Source organism: Streptomyces sp. NPDC094034 (assembly GCF_040303865.1).
Taxonomy (GTDB): Bacteria; Actinomycetota; Actinomycetes; order Streptomycetales; family Streptomycetaceae; genus Streptomyces.
The window spans coordinates 72,726-89,038 of sequence record NZ_JBEOUD010000028.1; the positions used below are offsets into that span (position 1 = coordinate 72,726).

The window sequence follows — 16,313 nt, forward strand, 5'->3', positions numbered from 1 at the left end:
CGGGGCCCACGCCGGGCCCGAACGCCTAGGAGAGACCGTGATCCGTGTACTGCTCGCCGATGACCAGTCGCTGGTACGGGCGGGCTTTCGCGCGCTGCTCGCCGCCCAGCCGGACATCGAGGTCGCGGGCGAGGCCGCGGACGGCGAGGAGGCGCTGCTCCGGGTGCGTGAACTGAGCCCCGATGTCGTGCTGATGGACATCAGGATGCCACTGCTCGACGGCCTCGCCGCCACCCGTCGGATCACCGAGGACGCACGGCTCGACCAGGTGAAGGTGGTCATGCTCACCACCTTCGAACTCGACGAGTATGTCTTCGAGGCGATCCGTTCCGGCGCCTCCGGTTTCCTTGTCAAGGACACCGAACCGGAGGAACTGCTGCGCGCGGTCAGGGCGGTGGTGGGGGGCGACGCGCTGCTGTCACCTGGAGTCACCCGCCGGCTCATCGCGGAGTTCGCGTCCCGCTCCAAGGCCCCGACGGGCCTCGCGGAACTGGGCGCGCTCACCGAGCGGGAGCGAGAGGTGATGGCGCTGGTCGGCATCGGTCTCTCCAACGAGGAGATCGCCCGCCGACTGGTCGTCAGCCCGCTCACGGCCAAGACGCATGTCAGCAGGACGATGGTGAAGCTCGGCGCCCGCGACCGGGCCCAACTGGTCGTCCTCGCCTATGAGTCGGGGCTGGTACGGCCGGGCTGGCTCGGCTGACCGGTGCGCTTCTCCTGTTGCCGGCCCGGGAGGTGTCCCGGTGTGCCCGGTCCGGACCGCGGGAAGCGCCACAGGACCTGAACGACACGCCCCACGAACGCGAGACCCGCGGCTACGGCTGCGACCTGCCCGAGCACGTCCGGCAGGTCGAAGTACCAGGCGGGTCCCGCGATGACGCCGTACACCAGCGCCGCCGCGAACGCTCCCGTCAGTACGGCGAAGCCGATCTCGACCGTGATGGCGTCCCGTTCCGCGTCGCCGCGCGTGGTTCCCCCGATTCGTGTCCCCATGGCCCGAGTCTGACCTCGCCCGGGTCCCGGGGCAAGACGCCACCCCCACCGGGGCGGCCGGTGTCAGGCGCGGTGGGGGTGCGCCGAACCCTGCGTGTGACGCAGCAGCCGTACGAACGCCCCGATGGCCGCCGCCTGGATCAGCACCGAGAGCACGAGCGAGGGATAGAGGAATCCGGCGGACTCCGCGACCGCGTCGCCCAACAGCCCGCCCCCGACGAAGAATCCGAAGATGGCGGGCGCGGCGAGGAAGAACAGCCACACCCCGGCGAACGAGGCGTCCTCGTGGTGGACGAAGAGGGTGTCGACCGCGACGAACACCGTCGCCGCGGCGACCAGCCCCAGATAGACCTGCGACGCGCGATTGCCGAAGGTCAGCCGCGCGAGTCCGGCGAGCCGTCCTGAGTTCATTGCTCTGTCTCCCCTGAAGTGGTTGTCCCTCCAGGGTGATTCAGCCCGAACGGATGTGCCTGAGTACGGCTACTCATCCGCCGGGCGCCCCACCTCAGGCCGGTTCCGCCGACGCGTTCCGCGCCGAGTAGCCGATGAGCGCGGCGGCGCCCGCCAGCAGGGCCACCGTGGTCAGGGCGAGTGGCAGCGTGAACCAGTCGGCGAGGAAGCCGATCGCGGGCGGCCCCAGCAGCATCCCGCCGTATCCCAGGGTGGAGGCGGCGGCGACGCCACCAGGTCCCGCCAGCGCCCCCGCGCGGCCGATGGCGACGGGAAAGATATTGGCGAGGCCGAGGCCGGCCACGGCGAAACCGGCCAGGGCCCACCAGGCCGTGGGGGCGAGCGCGCCGATCAGCATGCCGAGCGCGGCCGTGACGCCTCCCGCGACGAGGGCGCGGGTCTGGCCGAGGCGCTCCAGCAGGGCCGTACCGGACAGCCGTCCCGCCGTCATGGCGAGGGCGAAGAGCGAGTAACCGGCCGCCGCCAGCCCTGGGGTCGCGTCCAGGTCCTGGGTGAGATGGAGCGCGCTCCAGTCGGCCATGGCGCCCTCGCCGTACGCCGTGCACAGGGCGATCACACCGAAGAGCAGGACCAGGCGTCGGGTGCGACGGTCGAGCCGTCGTGGAGGGGACGCCCTCCCCGCCGCTGTCGCCTCCGGCCCCGTGCGCTCCGGGACGGGCGCCGGGTGCCGCAGCAGTGTGGGGCCGGTGACGGCGGTGACGAGCAGACCGACCCCGGCCAGGAGGGACAGATGGACGGCGGGGGAGAGGCCGCCCGCGACCAGCCCGCCAAGTCCCGCCCCGATCATGCCGCCCAGACTGAACGCGGCGTGGAAGCTGGAGATGACGGGGCGGCGCAGGGCGGCCACGAGATCGACGGCCGCGCTGTTCATCGCGACGTTCAGTCCGCCGTACGCGGCGCCGAACACCAGCAGCACCAGACCGAGGGTCAGGGCAGAGTGGGTCTGCGGCGGCAGCACGATGCTGAACGAGAGGAGTACGGCGCACACCACCGTCACCGGATGGCCGCCGAAGAGCCGGCAGAGCCGGCCGGTGAACACCATCGTCACGACCGCGCCCGCGGAGACGCCGAGCAGCGCGAGTCCGAGAGCGCTCGCCGAGGCTCCCGTCTGCTGCTTGATGGCGGGGATACGGACCACCCAGCCGGCGAACATGAAACCGTCGAGGGCGAAGAACACGGTCAGCGCGATACGGAGGCGGGACAGCGAGGACCGGGAGCCGGGTTCTCCGGCGCGTCCTCCCAAGAAGGCCGTCGTTACTTTGTTTAGATGCGGCACAAAGTGAGCATAGGGGCCCTGGCCCGTCCTCACAAGCCGTCGGCATCGCGCGACGGGCCGTCGGCATCGGTCGCGGATCATGGGAGACTCGCCCCCATGAACGGCAAGGGGACGACCGCCAGGACAAGGCTGGAGAGAGGCCGCGGCGCACTCGGTCCGGCACTGGAACTGGTGCACACCGGCCGTGCGCCCACCCGCGCGGTACTGACCGCGGAGCTGGGGGTCACCCGGGCCACGGCGGGTGCGGTCGCCGCGGAGCTGGAGGCCCTCGGTCTGATCCGGGTCGACTCCCGTCCCGGCGCGGGCGCCGGTTCCCAGGGCAGGCCCTCGCATCGGCTGTCCGTCGACGACAAGGGGCCCGTCGCGCTCGCGGCCCAGGTCCACCCGGACGGCTTCCGGGCCGCGCTGGTCGGGCTCGGTGGCCGGATCGTCGCCACCGCGCCCGTGCGCAGTACGGTCACCGCCGATCCGGCGCAGGTCCTGGGGGAGGTCGTGGAGGCCGGGGCGGGGCTGCTGCGCGCCACCGGGCTGCGCTGTGTCGGCGCGGGGCTCGCCGTACCGTCGGCGGTCGCGGAGCCGGAGGGCACGGCGCTCAACCCGCTGCACCTCGCCTGGCCCGCCGGGGCGCCGGTACGGGAGATCTTCGCCGAGCGGGTACGCGCGGCGGGCATCGACGGCCCCGCGTTCACCGGCAACGACGTCAACCTCGCCGCGCTCGCCGAGCACCGGCACGGCGCGGGACGCGGCGCCCAGCATCTGCTCTGTGTCGCGACCGGACACCGGGGGGTCGGTGGCGCGCTGGTGCTCGACGGCAGGCTGCACACCGGCAGTGCGGGCCTCGCCCTGGAGGTCGGCCATCTCACGGTCAACCCCGAGGGCCGGCCCTGCTATTGCGGCAGCAAGGGCTGTCTCGATGTCGAGGCCGACCCGCTCGCCTTCCTCACCGCGGCGGGCCGCGCCCCCGGCCCCGAGGTCTCACTGCTCCAGCAGGCCCGTGATCTGCTCCGTACGGAGCACGCGGACCCCGCCGTACGCGGAGCCGCCGAGGAACTGATCGACCGGCTGGGCCTCGGGCTCGCGGGGCTGGTCAATATCCTCAACCCCGACCGCATCATCCTCGGCGGACTCCACCGGGAACTGCTCGACGCGGACCCGGAACGGCTGCGCGCCGTCGTCGCGGACCGAAGCCTGTGGGGCCGCAGTGGCGGCGTACCCATCCTTCCCTGCACCCTCGACCACAACAGCCTGGTGGGCGCGGCCGAGGTGGCATGGCAGCCGGTGCTGGACGATCCGCTCGGCGCGCTGGCTCCGTGACCGGCCGGACGGGAGACGCGGGACGAGCGGTTCGGTCGTACGGTCGAGGGTGGCCGCGCCTGACCGCGGTGGACCGTTCGGGTGGTTCAGGGATCCGTGCCGGTCAGCTGAGCGCGGCCGATCTGGCCCAGGCGTGCCCGTACTCCCTGGTCATGGCGCCGAACTCGGCCCCGGGAAAGGGGCCGTCCGTCGTCGCGCCGTACACCGGGCGCAGGGGCAGGGCGCGCGCGGCGGGCGGTGCGGGGAGGGTGAACCAGATGCTCTTTCCCGTGTCCCCCCGGGCGTGTATGCCCCAGCTCTCGCTCACCGCCGCTATCAGGGCGAGGCCGCGTCCGCCGGTATCGAAGAGACTCGCGTCGCGGACCGTGGGGAGCCGTGGATCGTGATCGCTGACCGAGACCATGAGTCGTTCGAGCAGTAGTTCGACATCGACAGTGCATCGTTTGTCCGGCTGTGCGTGCCGGTGGACGTTGGTGAGCAGCTCGGTGACACCGAGCGCCGCGTAGTCGATCAAGGGATCGAGATGCCAATAGCGCAATTGCGCCGAAATTATTCTGCGGACCTGTCCGATCCGCGACGGCAGGGCTTGGAGCTCCACCGTGCAGTGCCTGCTGGGCTGGCTGATCACGGCCACGACTCCCCGAAATGAGGTCCCGAAGAAGACGAAGATCGGATCCGGCAGCGGACACGCTGCTGATCCCGCCCGGCGGGGGGCTGAATCGTAGCGTCACCGCCGGTTGACCCTGAGTGATGTGAGATCAGAGTGAACCCAGGGGTCAAGCTTCGCAACTCGGGCAGGCCGGACCGTTGTTCGTGGCGATTTTCCGGTTTACGCCGGAATAATTCCGGACGGATTCCCAGCGGATCGAGGCAACTTCAGCGAGGCTCAGGGTTTGCCGTGGCTCGCCCTGCTGACGGTGTCCATGAAGCGCCCGGCGAGCGCTGTCGCGTCGGGTCGGCGACCGCGCTGGCCCATGGTCAGCCGGTAGCGGATCCCGTTCACGGTGGCGACCGCGCTGCCGCTGCCCGCGAACCACGGCTTCGCCGTACTCACGGCCCGCAGGGGCGCGCTGTCGATCACCCGGCCGTAGCTGGTCAGCAAGGCCAGCCTGCCGTCCTGGATCAGGACCTGGCCGGCCCTGGTGAGTGAGCGGGGCCATCGCTCGATCCGTACCCCGCGCGCGCTGAACTCCGGCTCAGCCATGGCTCTTCAGCCCCCTCCGTACCCGTTCCCCGTGCCCGGGTCCCCTCAAGTCCCCTCCAGGCAGTGTGCACAAGTATGCGGGCGGGCACCAGAGCGCGTTTCCGGCGAGGGCCAGAAGTGATCGCTATGGCTGCCCAAAGTCAATGTTTGCGCAGGTGGTGGCGGTACCTTTGGGGGACGGGGACCGGTTCGACGGACGAGGAACGGTGCGTATGGCTGGACGGGACGGAACCGGCACGGACGGGAGGACGGCGCCCCCGGACGGCCGGGCGACGGCGACCGTCGACGTGGACCGTAGCGATCCCGCCTACCGGACATGGCTCAAAGAAGCCGTACGGAAGGTCCAGGCCGACGCCAATCGTTCCGCCGACACCCACCTGCTGCTCTTCCCGCTGCCCGAGCGGTGGGGAATCGATCTGTATCTGAAGGACGAGTCGACCCATCCGACCGGCAGCCTCAAGCACCGGCTCGCCCGCTCGCTCTTCCTCTACGGGCTGTGCAACGGCTGGATCAGGCCCGGCGCACCGGTGATCGAGGCGTCCAGCGGCTCGACGGCCGTGTCCGAGGCCTACTTCGCGAAGCTGATCGGGGTGCCGTTCATCGCCGTGATGCCGCGCACGACCAGCGCGGAGAAGTGCCGGCTCATCGAATTCCACGGCGGGCGCTGCCACTTTGTCGACGACTCCCGGAAGCTGTACGAGGAGTCGGCCGAGCTGGCGGCCAGGACCGGCGGCCACTACATGGATCAGTTCACCTACGCGGAGCGCGCCACCGACTGGCGTGGCAACAACAACATCGCCGAATCGATCTACCAGCAGCTGAGGCTGGAACGCTATCCGGTGCCCACCTGGATCGTCGCCACGGCCGGCACCGGCGGCACCTCCGCGACCATCGCGCGCTACGTCCACTACATGCAGTTCGATACCCGTGTCTGTGTCCCCGACCCGGAGAACTCCTGCTTCTTCGACGGCTGGACCCGGCACGACGCGCAGGCGTGCAGCGAGCGCGGCTCCCGGATCGAGGGCATCGGCCGGCCCCGGATGGAACCGAGCTTCGTACCCGGCGCCATCGACCGGATGATGAAGGTGCCCGACGCGGCGAGCGTCGCCGCCGTGCGCGCCTTGGAGCGGGCCATCGGACGCAAGGCGGGCGGCTCCACCGGGACCGGGCTGTGGAGCGCGCTGAAGATCGTCGCGGAGATGGTCGCGGAGGGGCGCCAGGGCAGCGTGGTCACCCTGCTCTGCGATCCGGGCGACCGCTATCTCGACAAGTACTACTCGGACGCGTGGCTGGCCGAACAGGGCCTGGACATCGCGCCGTACACGGAGACGCTCGACCGCTTCCTGGAGAGCGGCGTCTGGCCGGACTGACGGTCGGACGGGCCGATGGAGCCGATGGGCCGATGAACCCGGCGGGCCGATGGGCCGCCTACGGCTCCGGCCCCGCAGTCCGATCGTCCGGCCCCGGCGTCCCGCCCCGGCGTCCGAACGTTCGGCCCCGACGTCCGGCCCCGGCGTCCCGCCCCCCCGCCGTCCCGCATCCGGTTCTCTCAGCCCACCGCCCGGAGGCTGCCCCCGCCGGTGAGCCGTGCCGACAGCCGTACGGAACCCTCTCGGGGCGCCCGCACCGCCAGCGTCGTCGCCGACGTTGTCGCCCGTACGCTGCCGGTGGCCTCGATCCGCGTGATGTCGCGGCTGCCCGCCGCGAGCAGGAACCACTTCCCGGAGGGCGACCGCCAGCGCGTCCCCGCCAGGATGTGCGGCCCGAACCTGCCGCAGGACGCGGTGTTCTCTGCCTCGGCCACCACCGTTCCCGGTGTCGTGGGCACGGGCGCGGGCCGCTGGAACTGCACCAGGATCCGGCCCGGGCCGCGCCAGGTGTCGGCCCGGGTGCAGACCCAGGTGGACCGGCCCCCCGATTCCGGGAGCGACTGCTCGGCGAACGCCCAGTTGTTGATGTCCCGTACGCCGGAACCGCGCAGGGGCCGCAGTGAGCACGCGGTACGTGCCCAGCTGAGCAGCGCCGGTTCGCCGGTCACCTCGCTCGGGCGGCGTGCGGGCGCGCCGCCGCCGGGCGGCGGGGTGTAGGTGAGATGCGCCGGGGCGGGGTCGCCGAGGTCCGTGACGAGGAACGAGTGCCGCTCCGCGATCCTCTCCGAGGAGCGCAGCACCAGCACCGGCCAGGCCACGCAGTCGCCGCCGGATGCCGGGGCCGGTACGGCGGCGGTCACGCCGTCGGCGCTGACCCCGAGGCTCCGGGCGGGGGCGTCGGGTGCCAGTAGATCCCGGGTGGCCGACCCGGCGATCCACGGGGCGAGCAGATAGCGGGCCCCGTCCGGGGTACGGATGACCGTGAGCGCGGCGGCGGTTGTCATGTCCGCCTGGTCGGCACGGGCGAAGTCCAGGGACGGCGCGTTCCGGTCGGGCATCGGCACCCCTCGGTTCTCCGAGTCCGGCAGGGACGTCGACTCCGGCAGGGACGCCGAGTCCGGCAGTGGTCCCCGCTTCGGCGGTGTCACCCGCTTCGACACCGGCTCCGCGTACCGCACGATCCGCTGCCCGTCGTGGAGCAGGACCACCGCCGCCCCGTCCAGGTCGCCCGCGTACAGCAGACGCGGCGGCTGCGTGGGTGGCGCCGTACCGGTGCCCGGAGTGGCGGACACCCGCACGGCGGGCCCCGGGCCGCCCCAGACGCGCAGCGCGCGCTTCAGCAGCGCGGTGTCGTCCGTACGACCGCCCCTGGCGGGCCAGACGGAGAAGTCGATCCGGGAGGTGTCGGTCCACGCCGCCTCCGGCGCGCGTTCCAGCAGCGCCGGATCGAGAGCGCGGGCGAGCGCCGCCGTACCGGTCGGACCATAGAGGGCGCCGTCACCGTGGGCTCCGGCGACGGGTTGATCCGGAGGGCCGTCCTCGGGCAGGGACACCGCGAGCACCGTCCCGGCCAGCGCGATCGCGACGGCCGCCCCGGCGATCCTGGACCGCTGTCTGCGCCGCAGCAGATCGGTCGGCCGGGTCTGCACCGTACAGGGGTCGAACTCCGAGGTGCCGAGCAGCTTTCCGGTGCGGCCGTCCCGATGGGCGGCGAGCCGCTCCGCCGTACGCACGGCGGCGGCCGGGTCCGCCACCCCCGCGTCCTCCAGCAGCGCGCGGACCGCCTGTTCGGACAGCCCCTCCAGCACGCGCAGCGCGAGCGCGGCGCGCGCGGGCGCGCTGACCGTGGACAGGGCCTGGTCCAGGGCGAGTTCGTCGGTGCCGCCGGCCCTGGGGAAGAGCCGCAGCCCCACGACGAGCGGCAGGCCGGTCCGCGGCCGCACCGCCCGTACGCGCCACCAGGGGGACGGCTGGTCATGGGTGAGCGCGGCACGCAGCACCTGACCCCGTAGCCAGGCGAAGGCGGATCCGCTCGGCATGCGCTGACCGGGCACCCGCGCCCGCGAGTCGCTCTTGCGCGCGCCCGGCAGCACATGCTGGACGGTGGCGTGCGCGGTGAGGACGCGTCGATGACGGCCCAGCGCGGGAGGAAGGGTGAGATAGGCCAGCCGGACCAGCCGCGGGTAGTGCTCGACGAGGGCGGCCTCGGCGTCATCGACGCCTGGACGCGGGCCCGTGGTGGCGTTGTCGGTCGGCTGTCGGTGGCTCGGCATGGGGACGGTGCCCTTCCGCATGTGCTGACGCGTCGTCGCGTCGTCGCTCGGCGCTGCTTATCAGGCCAAACGAGCGAGGGGTGCGAAGGATGCGAAGCTCATCGTAGGAGTGACCATCTCCAGACCATGTCCGGCCCGTGGAGCGACAGTTGACGCCCTCTCGGTTGACATCGCGGCTGGTGGACAGATCACCGGCCCCGCAGCAGCCGGTCGACGACGCGGCCGAACACCGTCCGTCCGGCCCGTGCGGTCAACGGGGCGAGCGGCCCGGGCAGCAGACCGATCCGCAACTCCTCCTCCCAACGCACCCGCGTCGCGGCGCCCGCATCCCGCACGTGGATCTCGGCCCAGCCCGTGATGGCCCGGCCGCGCTTCTCCAGCCGGCAGTGACCGGGGACGCCCGGCGCGGGCGGCTGCCAGCGGACGACCTCCATCGGGTCGTCGAAGCCGGCACGACCGAGCCCTGTGCGGGCGACGAAGACGGTTCCGACGCGGGTGGGGCCCGGGGTCAGCACGGCGATCCTCGTCAGCGGCACCTGGTCCGCGTGGGCCGGCCAGTCGGTGAGCCGCCGCCAGACCTCGTCGGCGGACAGCGGTGAGGTGCGGTCGATACGGAAGGCGCTCACCCGGCGATCGTAAGCCGCGCCACGGACCGCCCGCACGCCCCGCCCGCACGCACGCCCCGCACACGCGCCCCGCACGGACCGCCCTAACCTCGCGCGTGCGCGGTCAGTCGTCCTGCGGAACAGACCGTTCCGTGGACTCGCCCGCCACCACCAGCCCCGGCAGATACTCGGCGATCTCCTCACGGGCCGCGGCCGACAGCCCCGAGTCCGTCACCAGCGTGTCGACCTGCTCCAGCGTCGCGAAGGAACTCAGCCCGACGGTGCCCCACTTGGTGTGGTCGGCGACCACCACCACCCGGCGCGCGGACCGTACGAAATGCCGGTTGGTCTCCGCCTCCCCGAGGTTCGGGGTGGACAGCCCGGCCTCGGCGGAGATGCCATGCACGCCGAGGAAGAGCACATCGAAGTGGAGCGAGCGGATCGCCTGGTCCGCCACCGGACCGACCAGCGAGTCCGACGGCGTACGGACCCCTCCCGTGAGCACCACCATGGCCGCCCCTGGCCGGGGCCCGCCCGCGCCCCCGACAGCCCGCTGGCCCGTGTGGAACACATCGGCGACTCGCGTCGAGTTGGTCACCACGGTCAGATCCGGTACGTCCAGCAGTTGGTGGGCCAGGGCGTAGGTGGTCGTACCGCCGGACAGCGCGATGGCGCTGCCGGGCACCGCCATGGCCGCCGCCGCACGCGCGATGTCCTCCTTCGCGGTCAGCTCCAGCGCCGACTTCGCCTCGAAGCCCGGTTCGTGCGTGCTGGCCTCGACCACCGGCACCGCGCCGCCGTGCACCTTCTCGATGACACCCTGGCGGGACAGCGCGTCCAGATCCCGGCGCACGGTCATGTCGGAGACGCTGAGCCTGCGTGTCAGCTCATTGACCCGGACCCCGCCGCGCCTGCGCACCTCGTCCAGGATCAGGGCACGGCGCTGCTCCGCGAGAAGATTCTGGTTGTCGCTCACCGCAGTGCCGGTCCTTCCGCGTGGTGTTCGATCGTCAGGGGCCTCATACTCCCACGCGGTTCCGGCGCCCGCCGCGGTGGTTGACGGGGCTGAGGGGAGGGGAGGTTCAGTGAGGGCCGGGGACGGCCCGCCGTCGTGCCGAGTCTTTCCGAGAGCGAGCCATCGAAGTGTCCCCAGAAACACCGGTTCCGGAGCCGCGGAGCGGCGGAGCCGCGCTCGAACTCCTGGTCCACGGCGTCGGCGGGGCCACTCCGCAGAAGATGCTCGATGATCCGCGTACGGTCAGGATCACCGGAGACGAGACGGCCGCCGTGTACCGGCGGGCGGACGACGTGGACGCCGAGCTCCACCCCGAGCGCTACGAAGGCCGGCCGGTCCCCGAGGCGTACTGCTGGTCCAATCTCACCTCGGGCAACGGCTCACGTGCCCTGTGGCTGCTGCTGCTCCCGTTCATGGTGATCAACCTCGCGCACTGGATGCGGCCGGCCACGAAGGGCCTGGGCAGGTCGCAGCGGCTGTACGGGGTGCTCGTACGGCTGGTCGCCGTCACGCTCACCGTGCTGTTGACGGCCGCGGCCTGCGAGGTCGCGCTCGATCTGACGGCGTGGCAGTGCGCCGGATCGGCGCGCTGTGTCGCGGACCGCTCCTGGCTCGGCTTCCTGTCGCCGGAGCGGCACGGCTGGTGGTCGCAGCCGGGGCGCCGGCTGGCCCTCGCCGCCGTGGTGCCCACGGCGCTGGTGGTGTTGTTGTGGTACCTCTCCAACCGCACATGGAGTGCCTACGAGGCCCAGCGCCCGCCCACGGAGGGGGCTGCGGGTACCGAGGGCGTCGCGGGCATCAAGGGGGCCGCGGGCACCGAGGGCGTCGCGGGGACCGACGAGGCTCCGGCCGCCCCCGAAGGCGGGGCCGCGAGCGACGACCCCCTGATGGTACGGCCCGCCCTCGGCCGCCCCGGCTTCTGGTACGGACGCCGGCTGGTCGCCCGTCTCCGCGCCGCCCACACCGCCGCCGGCTTCCTCACCATCGCCGCCGCGCTCACGGCCGCCGCCACCGACCACGACCGCGGCGCCGACGGCGGACCGCTCGATCCGCTCGGGCCGCTGCTCCAGGTAACGCAGGCCGGGTGCGCGGCCGTTGTGCTCTGGGTGGTGTGCGGCCGGGGCCGCAGCGAACGCAAGCGCGACGGCTCCCTCGACAAGCTGCTGATCAGCGCCCTGCCCGCCACCGCGCTCGGCGTGCTCGGCCTGGCCGTCGTCCACGCCGCCTGGTCCAGGCCCGACTGGGTCTCCACCGGCGGCCTCCCCGGCAATCTGTCCTTCCTGGTGCTCGCCCTGGCACAGATCGCCCTGATCGTCGCGCTCGTCGGCACGGCTCATGTCCTGCACCGCCGCGCGCCGCATCGACGGATCGCCATGCGCGGCCTCGGCGGACCCGCCGTCGCGATGCTCGCCTGCGCCCTGGGCGGGGTGATGACCGGTGGTGTCGCCCAGCGCGTCGCCGACTGGCTCGACGGGGACGCCACGCCCGGCACGGGCGAGGGCGCGATCGTGGGCCCGCCGGTGCTGCTGAGCTGGCAGGCCTCGGTCATTCCCGTACTGCTCGTACTGCTGCTGATCCCTGTCGCCGTCCTCGGTATCCGTACGATGCGGGCCGCCCGCCGACTGGCCCCGCAGGTGGAGCGGGAGTGCGAGGAGGAGACGGCGGACGCCCTGCGCACTCGCCAGGTGGCGGGCGCCCGGGCCACGGCCGAGCTCACCGACTACGCACCCCGGCTCGTCGCCACCATCTCCGGGGCCTCGCTGCTGCTCGGCGCGGGCGCCGTCGCCGGGTCCTGGCTGAGCGGACAGGTGCCGGGGGAGGCCGCGAGAGGCACCGACTCCTTCGTCGAGTCCGTGGCCGACACCGCGCAGTCGATCGGCTCCTGGCTGGTCGGCCTGGGCTTCCTGCTCTTTGTCACCTGGGGCCGCCGCGCCTACCGGGACGCCTCCGCCCGGCGCACCATCGGCATCCTCTGGGACGTCGGCACGTTCTGGCCGCGTGCCGCCCACCCCTTCGCGCCGCCCTGCTACGCCGAACGCGCGGTCCCCGATCTCACCTGGCGAATCCTCTCCTGGACCGGTCGTACCGGCGGCCGGCTCGTTCTCTCCGGCCATTCCCAGGGCAGTGTGCTGGCCGCCGCGGCCGTCTGGCAGCTGCGGTCCGCCACCCGCCACCGGGTCGCGCTGCTGACCTACGGCTCACCGCTTGAACGGCTCTACGGCCGCTGGTTCCCCGCGTACTTCGGCGCCGAGCAGCTGGAGCAGTTGAGCGCGGAGGTGCACTGCTGGCGCAATCTGTGGCGGTCCACCGACCCGATCGGCGGCCCGGTCCGCGTCCCCGAGGACGGCGACCGGCCGGAGGTGGACCGCGGGCCGCTCAAGGACCCGCTCGCCTACGGCCGTACGATGCTCAACCCGCTGCCCGAGCCCATCCTCGGCCACTCCGACTACCAGGCGGACCCGGTCTTCGCGGAGGAACGCGCCGCGCTGCTCGACCGGTTGCCGCCGGCCGCGGTGCCCGCGCAGCGGACCGAGAACGAGGCCGGGAAGGAGGCCGGGAAGGAGGCCGGGAAGGCTGCCGAGGCCCCGCGGGCTCAGGGCAGTTCGGGCAGATCGTCCGCGTAGAGCAGGGTCAGATCGTCCGTGCTGGTCTCCGGAAGCTGGGCGACCCGGCCCGCGTGCCGCTCCACCATCGACTCGAACGTCTGGCGCGCGGTACGGCCGTTGCCGAAGGCGGGCCCCTTGGGCAGCGCCGTGAAGTACTTCAGCAGCGCCTCGGCCGTACCCTCGCCCAGCCGGTACTCCTGCTCCTCGGACTGCTGCTCCACGATCCGCAGCAGTTCCTCCGGCTGATAGTCGCTGAAGGTGATGGTCCGTGAGAACCGGGACGCGACACCGGGGTTGACGGTCAGGAACCGCTCCATCTCGACGGTGTACCCGGCGACGATCACCACCACCGCGTCCCGGTGGTCCTCCATCAGCTTCACCAGCGTGTCGATGGCCTCCTTGCCGAAGTCCCGGCCCGAGTCCTCGGGGGAGAGGGCATAGGCCTCGTCGATGAACAGCACACCGCCGCGGGCCCGGTCGAACGCCTCCTGCGTACGGATCGCGGTCGAGCCGATGTGCTCACCGACCAGGTCGACCCGGGAGACCTCGACGAGATGGCCGCGTTCCAGCACTCCGAGGGAGTGCAGGATCTCGCCGTACAGCCGGGCCACCGTCGTCTTGCCGGTGCCAGGGGAGCCGGTGAAGACCAGATGGCGGCGCACGGACGCCGCCTTGAGGCCCGCTTCCCTGCGGCGGCGGCCGACCTCGATCATGTCGGTGAGCGCGCGCACCTCGCGCTTGACGCTGTCGAGGCCGACGAGCGAGTCGAGTTCACCGAGGACGGCCTCGGAGGCACGGGCGGGAGGGACCGCCTCGGGGGTGGCGTCCGAGGGCCCCGCGGTGGCGCTCCGGGACGGGGCCGCGCCGAGGAGTCCGGTGGACTGGGTCGCGGTCAGCACCGCCGAGGGTTCCAGGGACGGCGTCGGCGGGGTCAGCACGCCGCTCTCGTCGCTCGTGCAGTCCTCGACGGTCGGCCCGTCCTCGGCGAAGTCGTACCCGCCGCGCGCGCACCGTTCCGTACGGCACCGGGTGAGCGTCGTACGGCAGCCGTCCATCACATGGAAGCCGTATCCGCCGCTGCCCGTCACCCGGCAACTGTGGAACGTACCCCGGCCCTCGGCCGAGACATAGAAACCGGCCTCGGCGGGGGAGGTGACCGTGCAGCGCTCGATGGTGGGATCGGCGCCCTTGGTGACGATGACCCCGGTCTGGACGCCGTCGATGGTGCAGGAGTTGAGCGTGCCGCCGCTGCCGTGGTCACGGAACCAGGCCCCGGTGGACGCCTCTCTGATCCGGCAGTCGTCCAGCTGCGCGGTGGCCCCGTCGCTCACGGACACCGCCGTGTTGCGCACCTGCGAGATATCCGTGTCCACGACATCGGCGCGCGAGCCGCGGTCGAGCACGAAGAGTGCGTCGGGCACGTCATGCACCCGGCAGGAGTCGAGCACGACGGTCGCGCCGTCGCTGACCCAGACGGCCGGGTAGTCGCCCGTACTGTCATGGATCTCGCACTGGTTGGCGTCGACGCGCGTGCCCGGGTCCCACACGGAGAGACCGTTGCGGCCGAATCGGCGCACCGTCGAGCGGGTCAGCGTCAGCACCGAGCGGGAGCGCAGATCGACGGCGTTCTCCGGGATGTCGTGGATGTCGCAGTCGGAGAGGGTCAGTACGGCGTCGGTGTCCAGGGTTATCCCGTCCGCCGAGGTGCGGTGCACCGAGGAGTCGGTGAGATGGGCCGCGCCCCGGGACGCGATCTGTACGCCGGTGCCCTTGATCTCGTACACCTCGCAGCCGACCGCCTCCAGACCGCTGCCCTCGCCGGTGACGGACAGCCCCGAGCCGGAGGCGTGATGGACGCGGCAGCGCTCCAGCCGTGGATGCGCGCCGCCGCGCACGGAGACACCGGACTGTCCCGCGGCGACGATCTCGCAGTCCTCGAACACCCCGCCCGCTCCGTCGAGTACGCCGATACCGACCCCGGCCGGATTGTCGACGGTGCAGCGGCGGACCGTCGGGCGGGCCGCGCCGCGCACCTCCAGACCGGCCGCGGAACGCGTCACGATCCGCAGGTCCGACAGCTCGGGCGTGCCGTCCTCGACGAGCAGCGCGGGGGCCGCCGCGTCCTGTCCCTCCACATGGAGGTCCTGGACGGTCGCGGAGGCACGCACGGTCAGCGGCACCCCGTCGGCGGGCGCGAGGCGTACGGAGCCGAGCGAGCCCTCCTGGCCGCGCAGCGTGACCGCTCGCGTGACGATGAGATTCTCCCGGTAGGTGCCCGGGGCGATCGTGAGGACGTCACCGTCACCGGCGGCCTCCAGTGCCGCGGCGAGGGAGGCGTATTCGCCCGTGCGGCGCCGCCAACGCGATGTTCCGGTGTGCGTCACCTGGACCGTGCCCTGTGCCATGGCGCTGCTGTGCCCCCACCTCGTGCGTGTGCGCGTGCTCTGCCGTCCCGGGTACCGGCCCCGGACCCCGGCCGCAACGGCGACCGGGCGGCACCACCGTAGCGCGCGTGGGGGCGCGGAGTTGACGCGAACGACTGGTCTCAGCTGCCGGAAGGCATCGTCTCAGCTGCCCGCGTCCGTGCGTCCCCAGTCGGGACCGGTCGCGGCCCAGGCCCGGTCGAGCCGTTGGTAGCGCCGCTGTACGAGCCGCCATACGATCAGCCGCCGGGCGCACTCGACGAGTCCTGCGGCCAGCGCCGTCGCGCCGAATCCGGCCAGAACCGCGTGGACGCGCGCGCTTGTCGCGTCCATCGGGCCCCGGACCTGCTTGTTGGTCCGCTGGTCGGTCCACATGCCGAACGTGTCACCGGCGCGCGGTTTTCGCAGCGGGGCGGAGACCGTGCCGGTGTGCGCGCTGCCGTCCGCCGCGTACCACGTGGCCGTCACGCGGGTGCCCGAGGAGTGATCCGAGACCGACTCGGCGTCGTAGGCGATGTGGCGGTGGTCCGCCGCGCGGCCGACGACCACGGCGGTCGTGCGATGCCGCTGCTCGTGCTGGACGCGTACGGTGTTCCGCAGTGACGTGTCAAGGGTGTTGGCGAAGATCCAGCCAACGGTGGGGGTGGCGAGGGCGAAGAGCAGCACCGCCGTCAGCGCGACCCACGCCTCCACGAGATCGGTGCCTCTGCGCAGGGGATTGTGCCGCCAGCGCCAGAGTCCCACGATGATGCGCACGGTCCCG

General features: G+C 72.5%; 14 protein-coding genes. 4 read left to right on the forward strand and 10 right to left on the reverse strand.

Annotated elements, in window-relative coordinates:
• Window positions 1-37: 37 nt before the first annotated feature.
• Window positions 38-703 (forward strand): response regulator transcription factor, encoded by a 666-nt coding sequence (locus tag ABTZ59_RS23650; RefSeq protein ID WP_249948883.1) that lies wholly within the window; start codon window positions 38-40, stop codon window positions 701-703.
• On the opposite strand, the gene ABTZ59_RS23655 is transcribed toward ABTZ59_RS23650, so the two are convergent.
• The 3 genes from ABTZ59_RS23655 to ABTZ59_RS23665 all read right to left on the reverse strand — a co-directional run bounded on the left by ABTZ59_RS23655 (window position 664) and on the right by ABTZ59_RS23665 (window position 2,740).
• Window positions 664-993 (reverse strand): DUF6332 family protein, encoded by a 330-nt coding sequence (locus tag ABTZ59_RS23655; protein ID WP_351413139.1) that lies wholly within the window; start codon window positions 991-993, stop codon window positions 664-666. The genes ABTZ59_RS23650 and ABTZ59_RS23655 overlap by 40 nt on opposite strands.
• Window positions 994-1,056: 63 nt before the next feature.
• Window positions 1,057-1,404 carry an SCO4225 family membrane protein gene (locus ABTZ59_RS23660; RefSeq protein WP_351413145.1) on the reverse strand — a complete coding sequence of 116 codons (348 nt, stop codon included), beginning with the start codon at window positions 1,402-1,404 and terminating at the stop codon, window positions 1,057-1,059.
• Between the two features lie 94 nt (window positions 1,405-1,498).
• Window positions 1,499-2,740 carry an MFS transporter gene (locus ABTZ59_RS23665; protein ID WP_351413156.1) on the reverse strand — a complete coding sequence of 414 codons (1,242 nt, stop codon included), beginning with the start codon at window positions 2,738-2,740 and terminating at the stop codon, window positions 1,499-1,501.
• A gap of 96 nt (window positions 2,741-2,836) precedes the next feature.
• Between ABTZ59_RS23665 and ABTZ59_RS23670 the strand changes: the two genes are divergently transcribed.
• Entirely contained in the window at window positions 2,837-4,054 is a 1,218-nt protein-coding gene (locus tag ABTZ59_RS23670) for an ROK family protein (RefSeq protein WP_351413163.1), read from the forward strand.
• Window positions 4,055-4,157: 103 nt separating this feature from the next.
• Here ABTZ59_RS23670 and ABTZ59_RS23675 read toward each other — a convergent pair whose 3' ends face one another.
• Window positions 4,158-4,682, reverse strand: coding sequence for an ATP-binding protein (locus tag ABTZ59_RS23675; protein WP_351413172.1), 525 nt, complete (start codon window positions 4,680-4,682; stop codon window positions 4,158-4,160).
• A gap of 258 nt (window positions 4,683-4,940) precedes the next feature.
• A complete protein-coding gene (locus ABTZ59_RS23680; protein WP_351413179.1) occupies window positions 4,941-5,258 on the reverse strand; it encodes a hypothetical protein in 318 nt (105 codons plus the stop codon).
• A gap of 212 nt (window positions 5,259-5,470) precedes the next feature.
• Between ABTZ59_RS23680 and cds1 the strand changes: the two genes are divergently transcribed.
• Entirely contained in the window at window positions 5,471-6,628 is a 1,158-nt protein-coding gene (gene cds1, locus ABTZ59_RS23685) for an L-cysteine desulfhydrase Cds1 (RefSeq protein ID WP_351413190.1), read from the forward strand.
• A 179-nt stretch (window positions 6,629-6,807) separates the two neighbouring features.
• Here cds1 and ABTZ59_RS23690 read toward each other — a convergent pair whose 3' ends face one another.
• From ABTZ59_RS23690 to ABTZ59_RS23700, 3 genes are all read right to left on the reverse strand, one after another.
• Window positions 6,808-8,901, reverse strand: a complete 2,094-nt coding sequence (locus ABTZ59_RS23690) for a hypothetical protein (protein WP_351413195.1) — start codon at window positions 8,899-8,901, stop codon at window positions 6,808-6,810.
• A gap of 188 nt (window positions 8,902-9,089) precedes the next feature.
• Entirely contained in the window at window positions 9,090-9,527 is a 438-nt protein-coding gene (locus ABTZ59_RS23695; protein ID WP_351413203.1) for an SRPBCC family protein, read from the reverse strand.
• Between the two features lie 103 nt (window positions 9,528-9,630).
• A complete protein-coding gene (locus tag ABTZ59_RS23700) occupies window positions 9,631-10,482 on the reverse strand; it encodes a DeoR/GlpR family DNA-binding transcription regulator (protein WP_351413214.1) in 852 nt (283 codons plus the stop codon).
• 167 nt (window positions 10,483-10,649) lie between these two features.
• Between ABTZ59_RS23700 and ABTZ59_RS23705 the strand changes: the two genes are divergently transcribed.
• A complete protein-coding gene (locus ABTZ59_RS23705; protein ID WP_351413218.1) occupies window positions 10,650-13,145 on the forward strand; it encodes a hypothetical protein in 2,496 nt (831 codons plus the stop codon).
• Here ABTZ59_RS23705 and ABTZ59_RS23710 read toward each other — a convergent pair.
• Together ABTZ59_RS23710 and ABTZ59_RS23715 are read right to left on the reverse strand one after the other, a co-directional pair.
• Window positions 13,115-15,532 carry a right-handed parallel beta-helix repeat-containing protein gene (locus tag ABTZ59_RS23710; RefSeq protein WP_351413223.1) on the reverse strand — a complete coding sequence of 806 codons (2,418 nt, stop codon included), beginning with the start codon at window positions 15,530-15,532 and terminating at the stop codon, window positions 13,115-13,117. The genes ABTZ59_RS23705 and ABTZ59_RS23710 overlap by 31 nt on opposite strands.
• Window positions 15,533-15,694: 162 nt before the next feature.
• Window positions 15,695-16,306, reverse strand: a complete 612-nt coding sequence (locus ABTZ59_RS23715; protein WP_351413228.1) for an Rv1733c family protein — start codon at window positions 16,304-16,306, stop codon at window positions 15,695-15,697.
• Window positions 16,307-16,313: the final 7 nt, after the last annotated feature.

Bases quoted from the DNA above. Each gene is read 5' to 3' on its own strand.
- cds1 (WP_351413190.1), top strand. From the start codon at position 5,471: ATGGCTGGACGGGACGGAACCGGCACGGACGGGAGGACGGCGCCCCCG.
- ABTZ59_RS23655 (WP_351413139.1), bottom strand. From the start codon at position 993: ATGGGGACACGAATCGGGGGAACCACGCGCGGCGACGCGGAACGGGAC.
- ABTZ59_RS23660 (WP_351413145.1), bottom strand. From the start codon at position 1,404: ATGAACTCAGGACGGCTCGCCGGACTCGCGCGGCTGACCTTCGGCAAT.
- ABTZ59_RS23710 (WP_351413223.1), bottom strand. From the start codon at position 15,532: ATGGCACAGGGCACGGTCCAGGTGACGCACACCGGAACATCGCGTTGG.
- ABTZ59_RS23670 (WP_351413163.1), top strand. From the start codon at position 2,837: ATGAACGGCAAGGGGACGACCGCCAGGACAAGGCTGGAGAGAGGCCGC.
- ABTZ59_RS23680 (WP_351413179.1), bottom strand. From the start codon at position 5,258: ATGGCTGAGCCGGAGTTCAGCGCGCGCGGGGTACGGATCGAGCGATGG.
- ABTZ59_RS23690 (WP_351413195.1), bottom strand. From the start codon at position 8,901: ATGCCGAGCCACCGACAGCCGACCGACAACGCCACCACGGGCCCGCGT.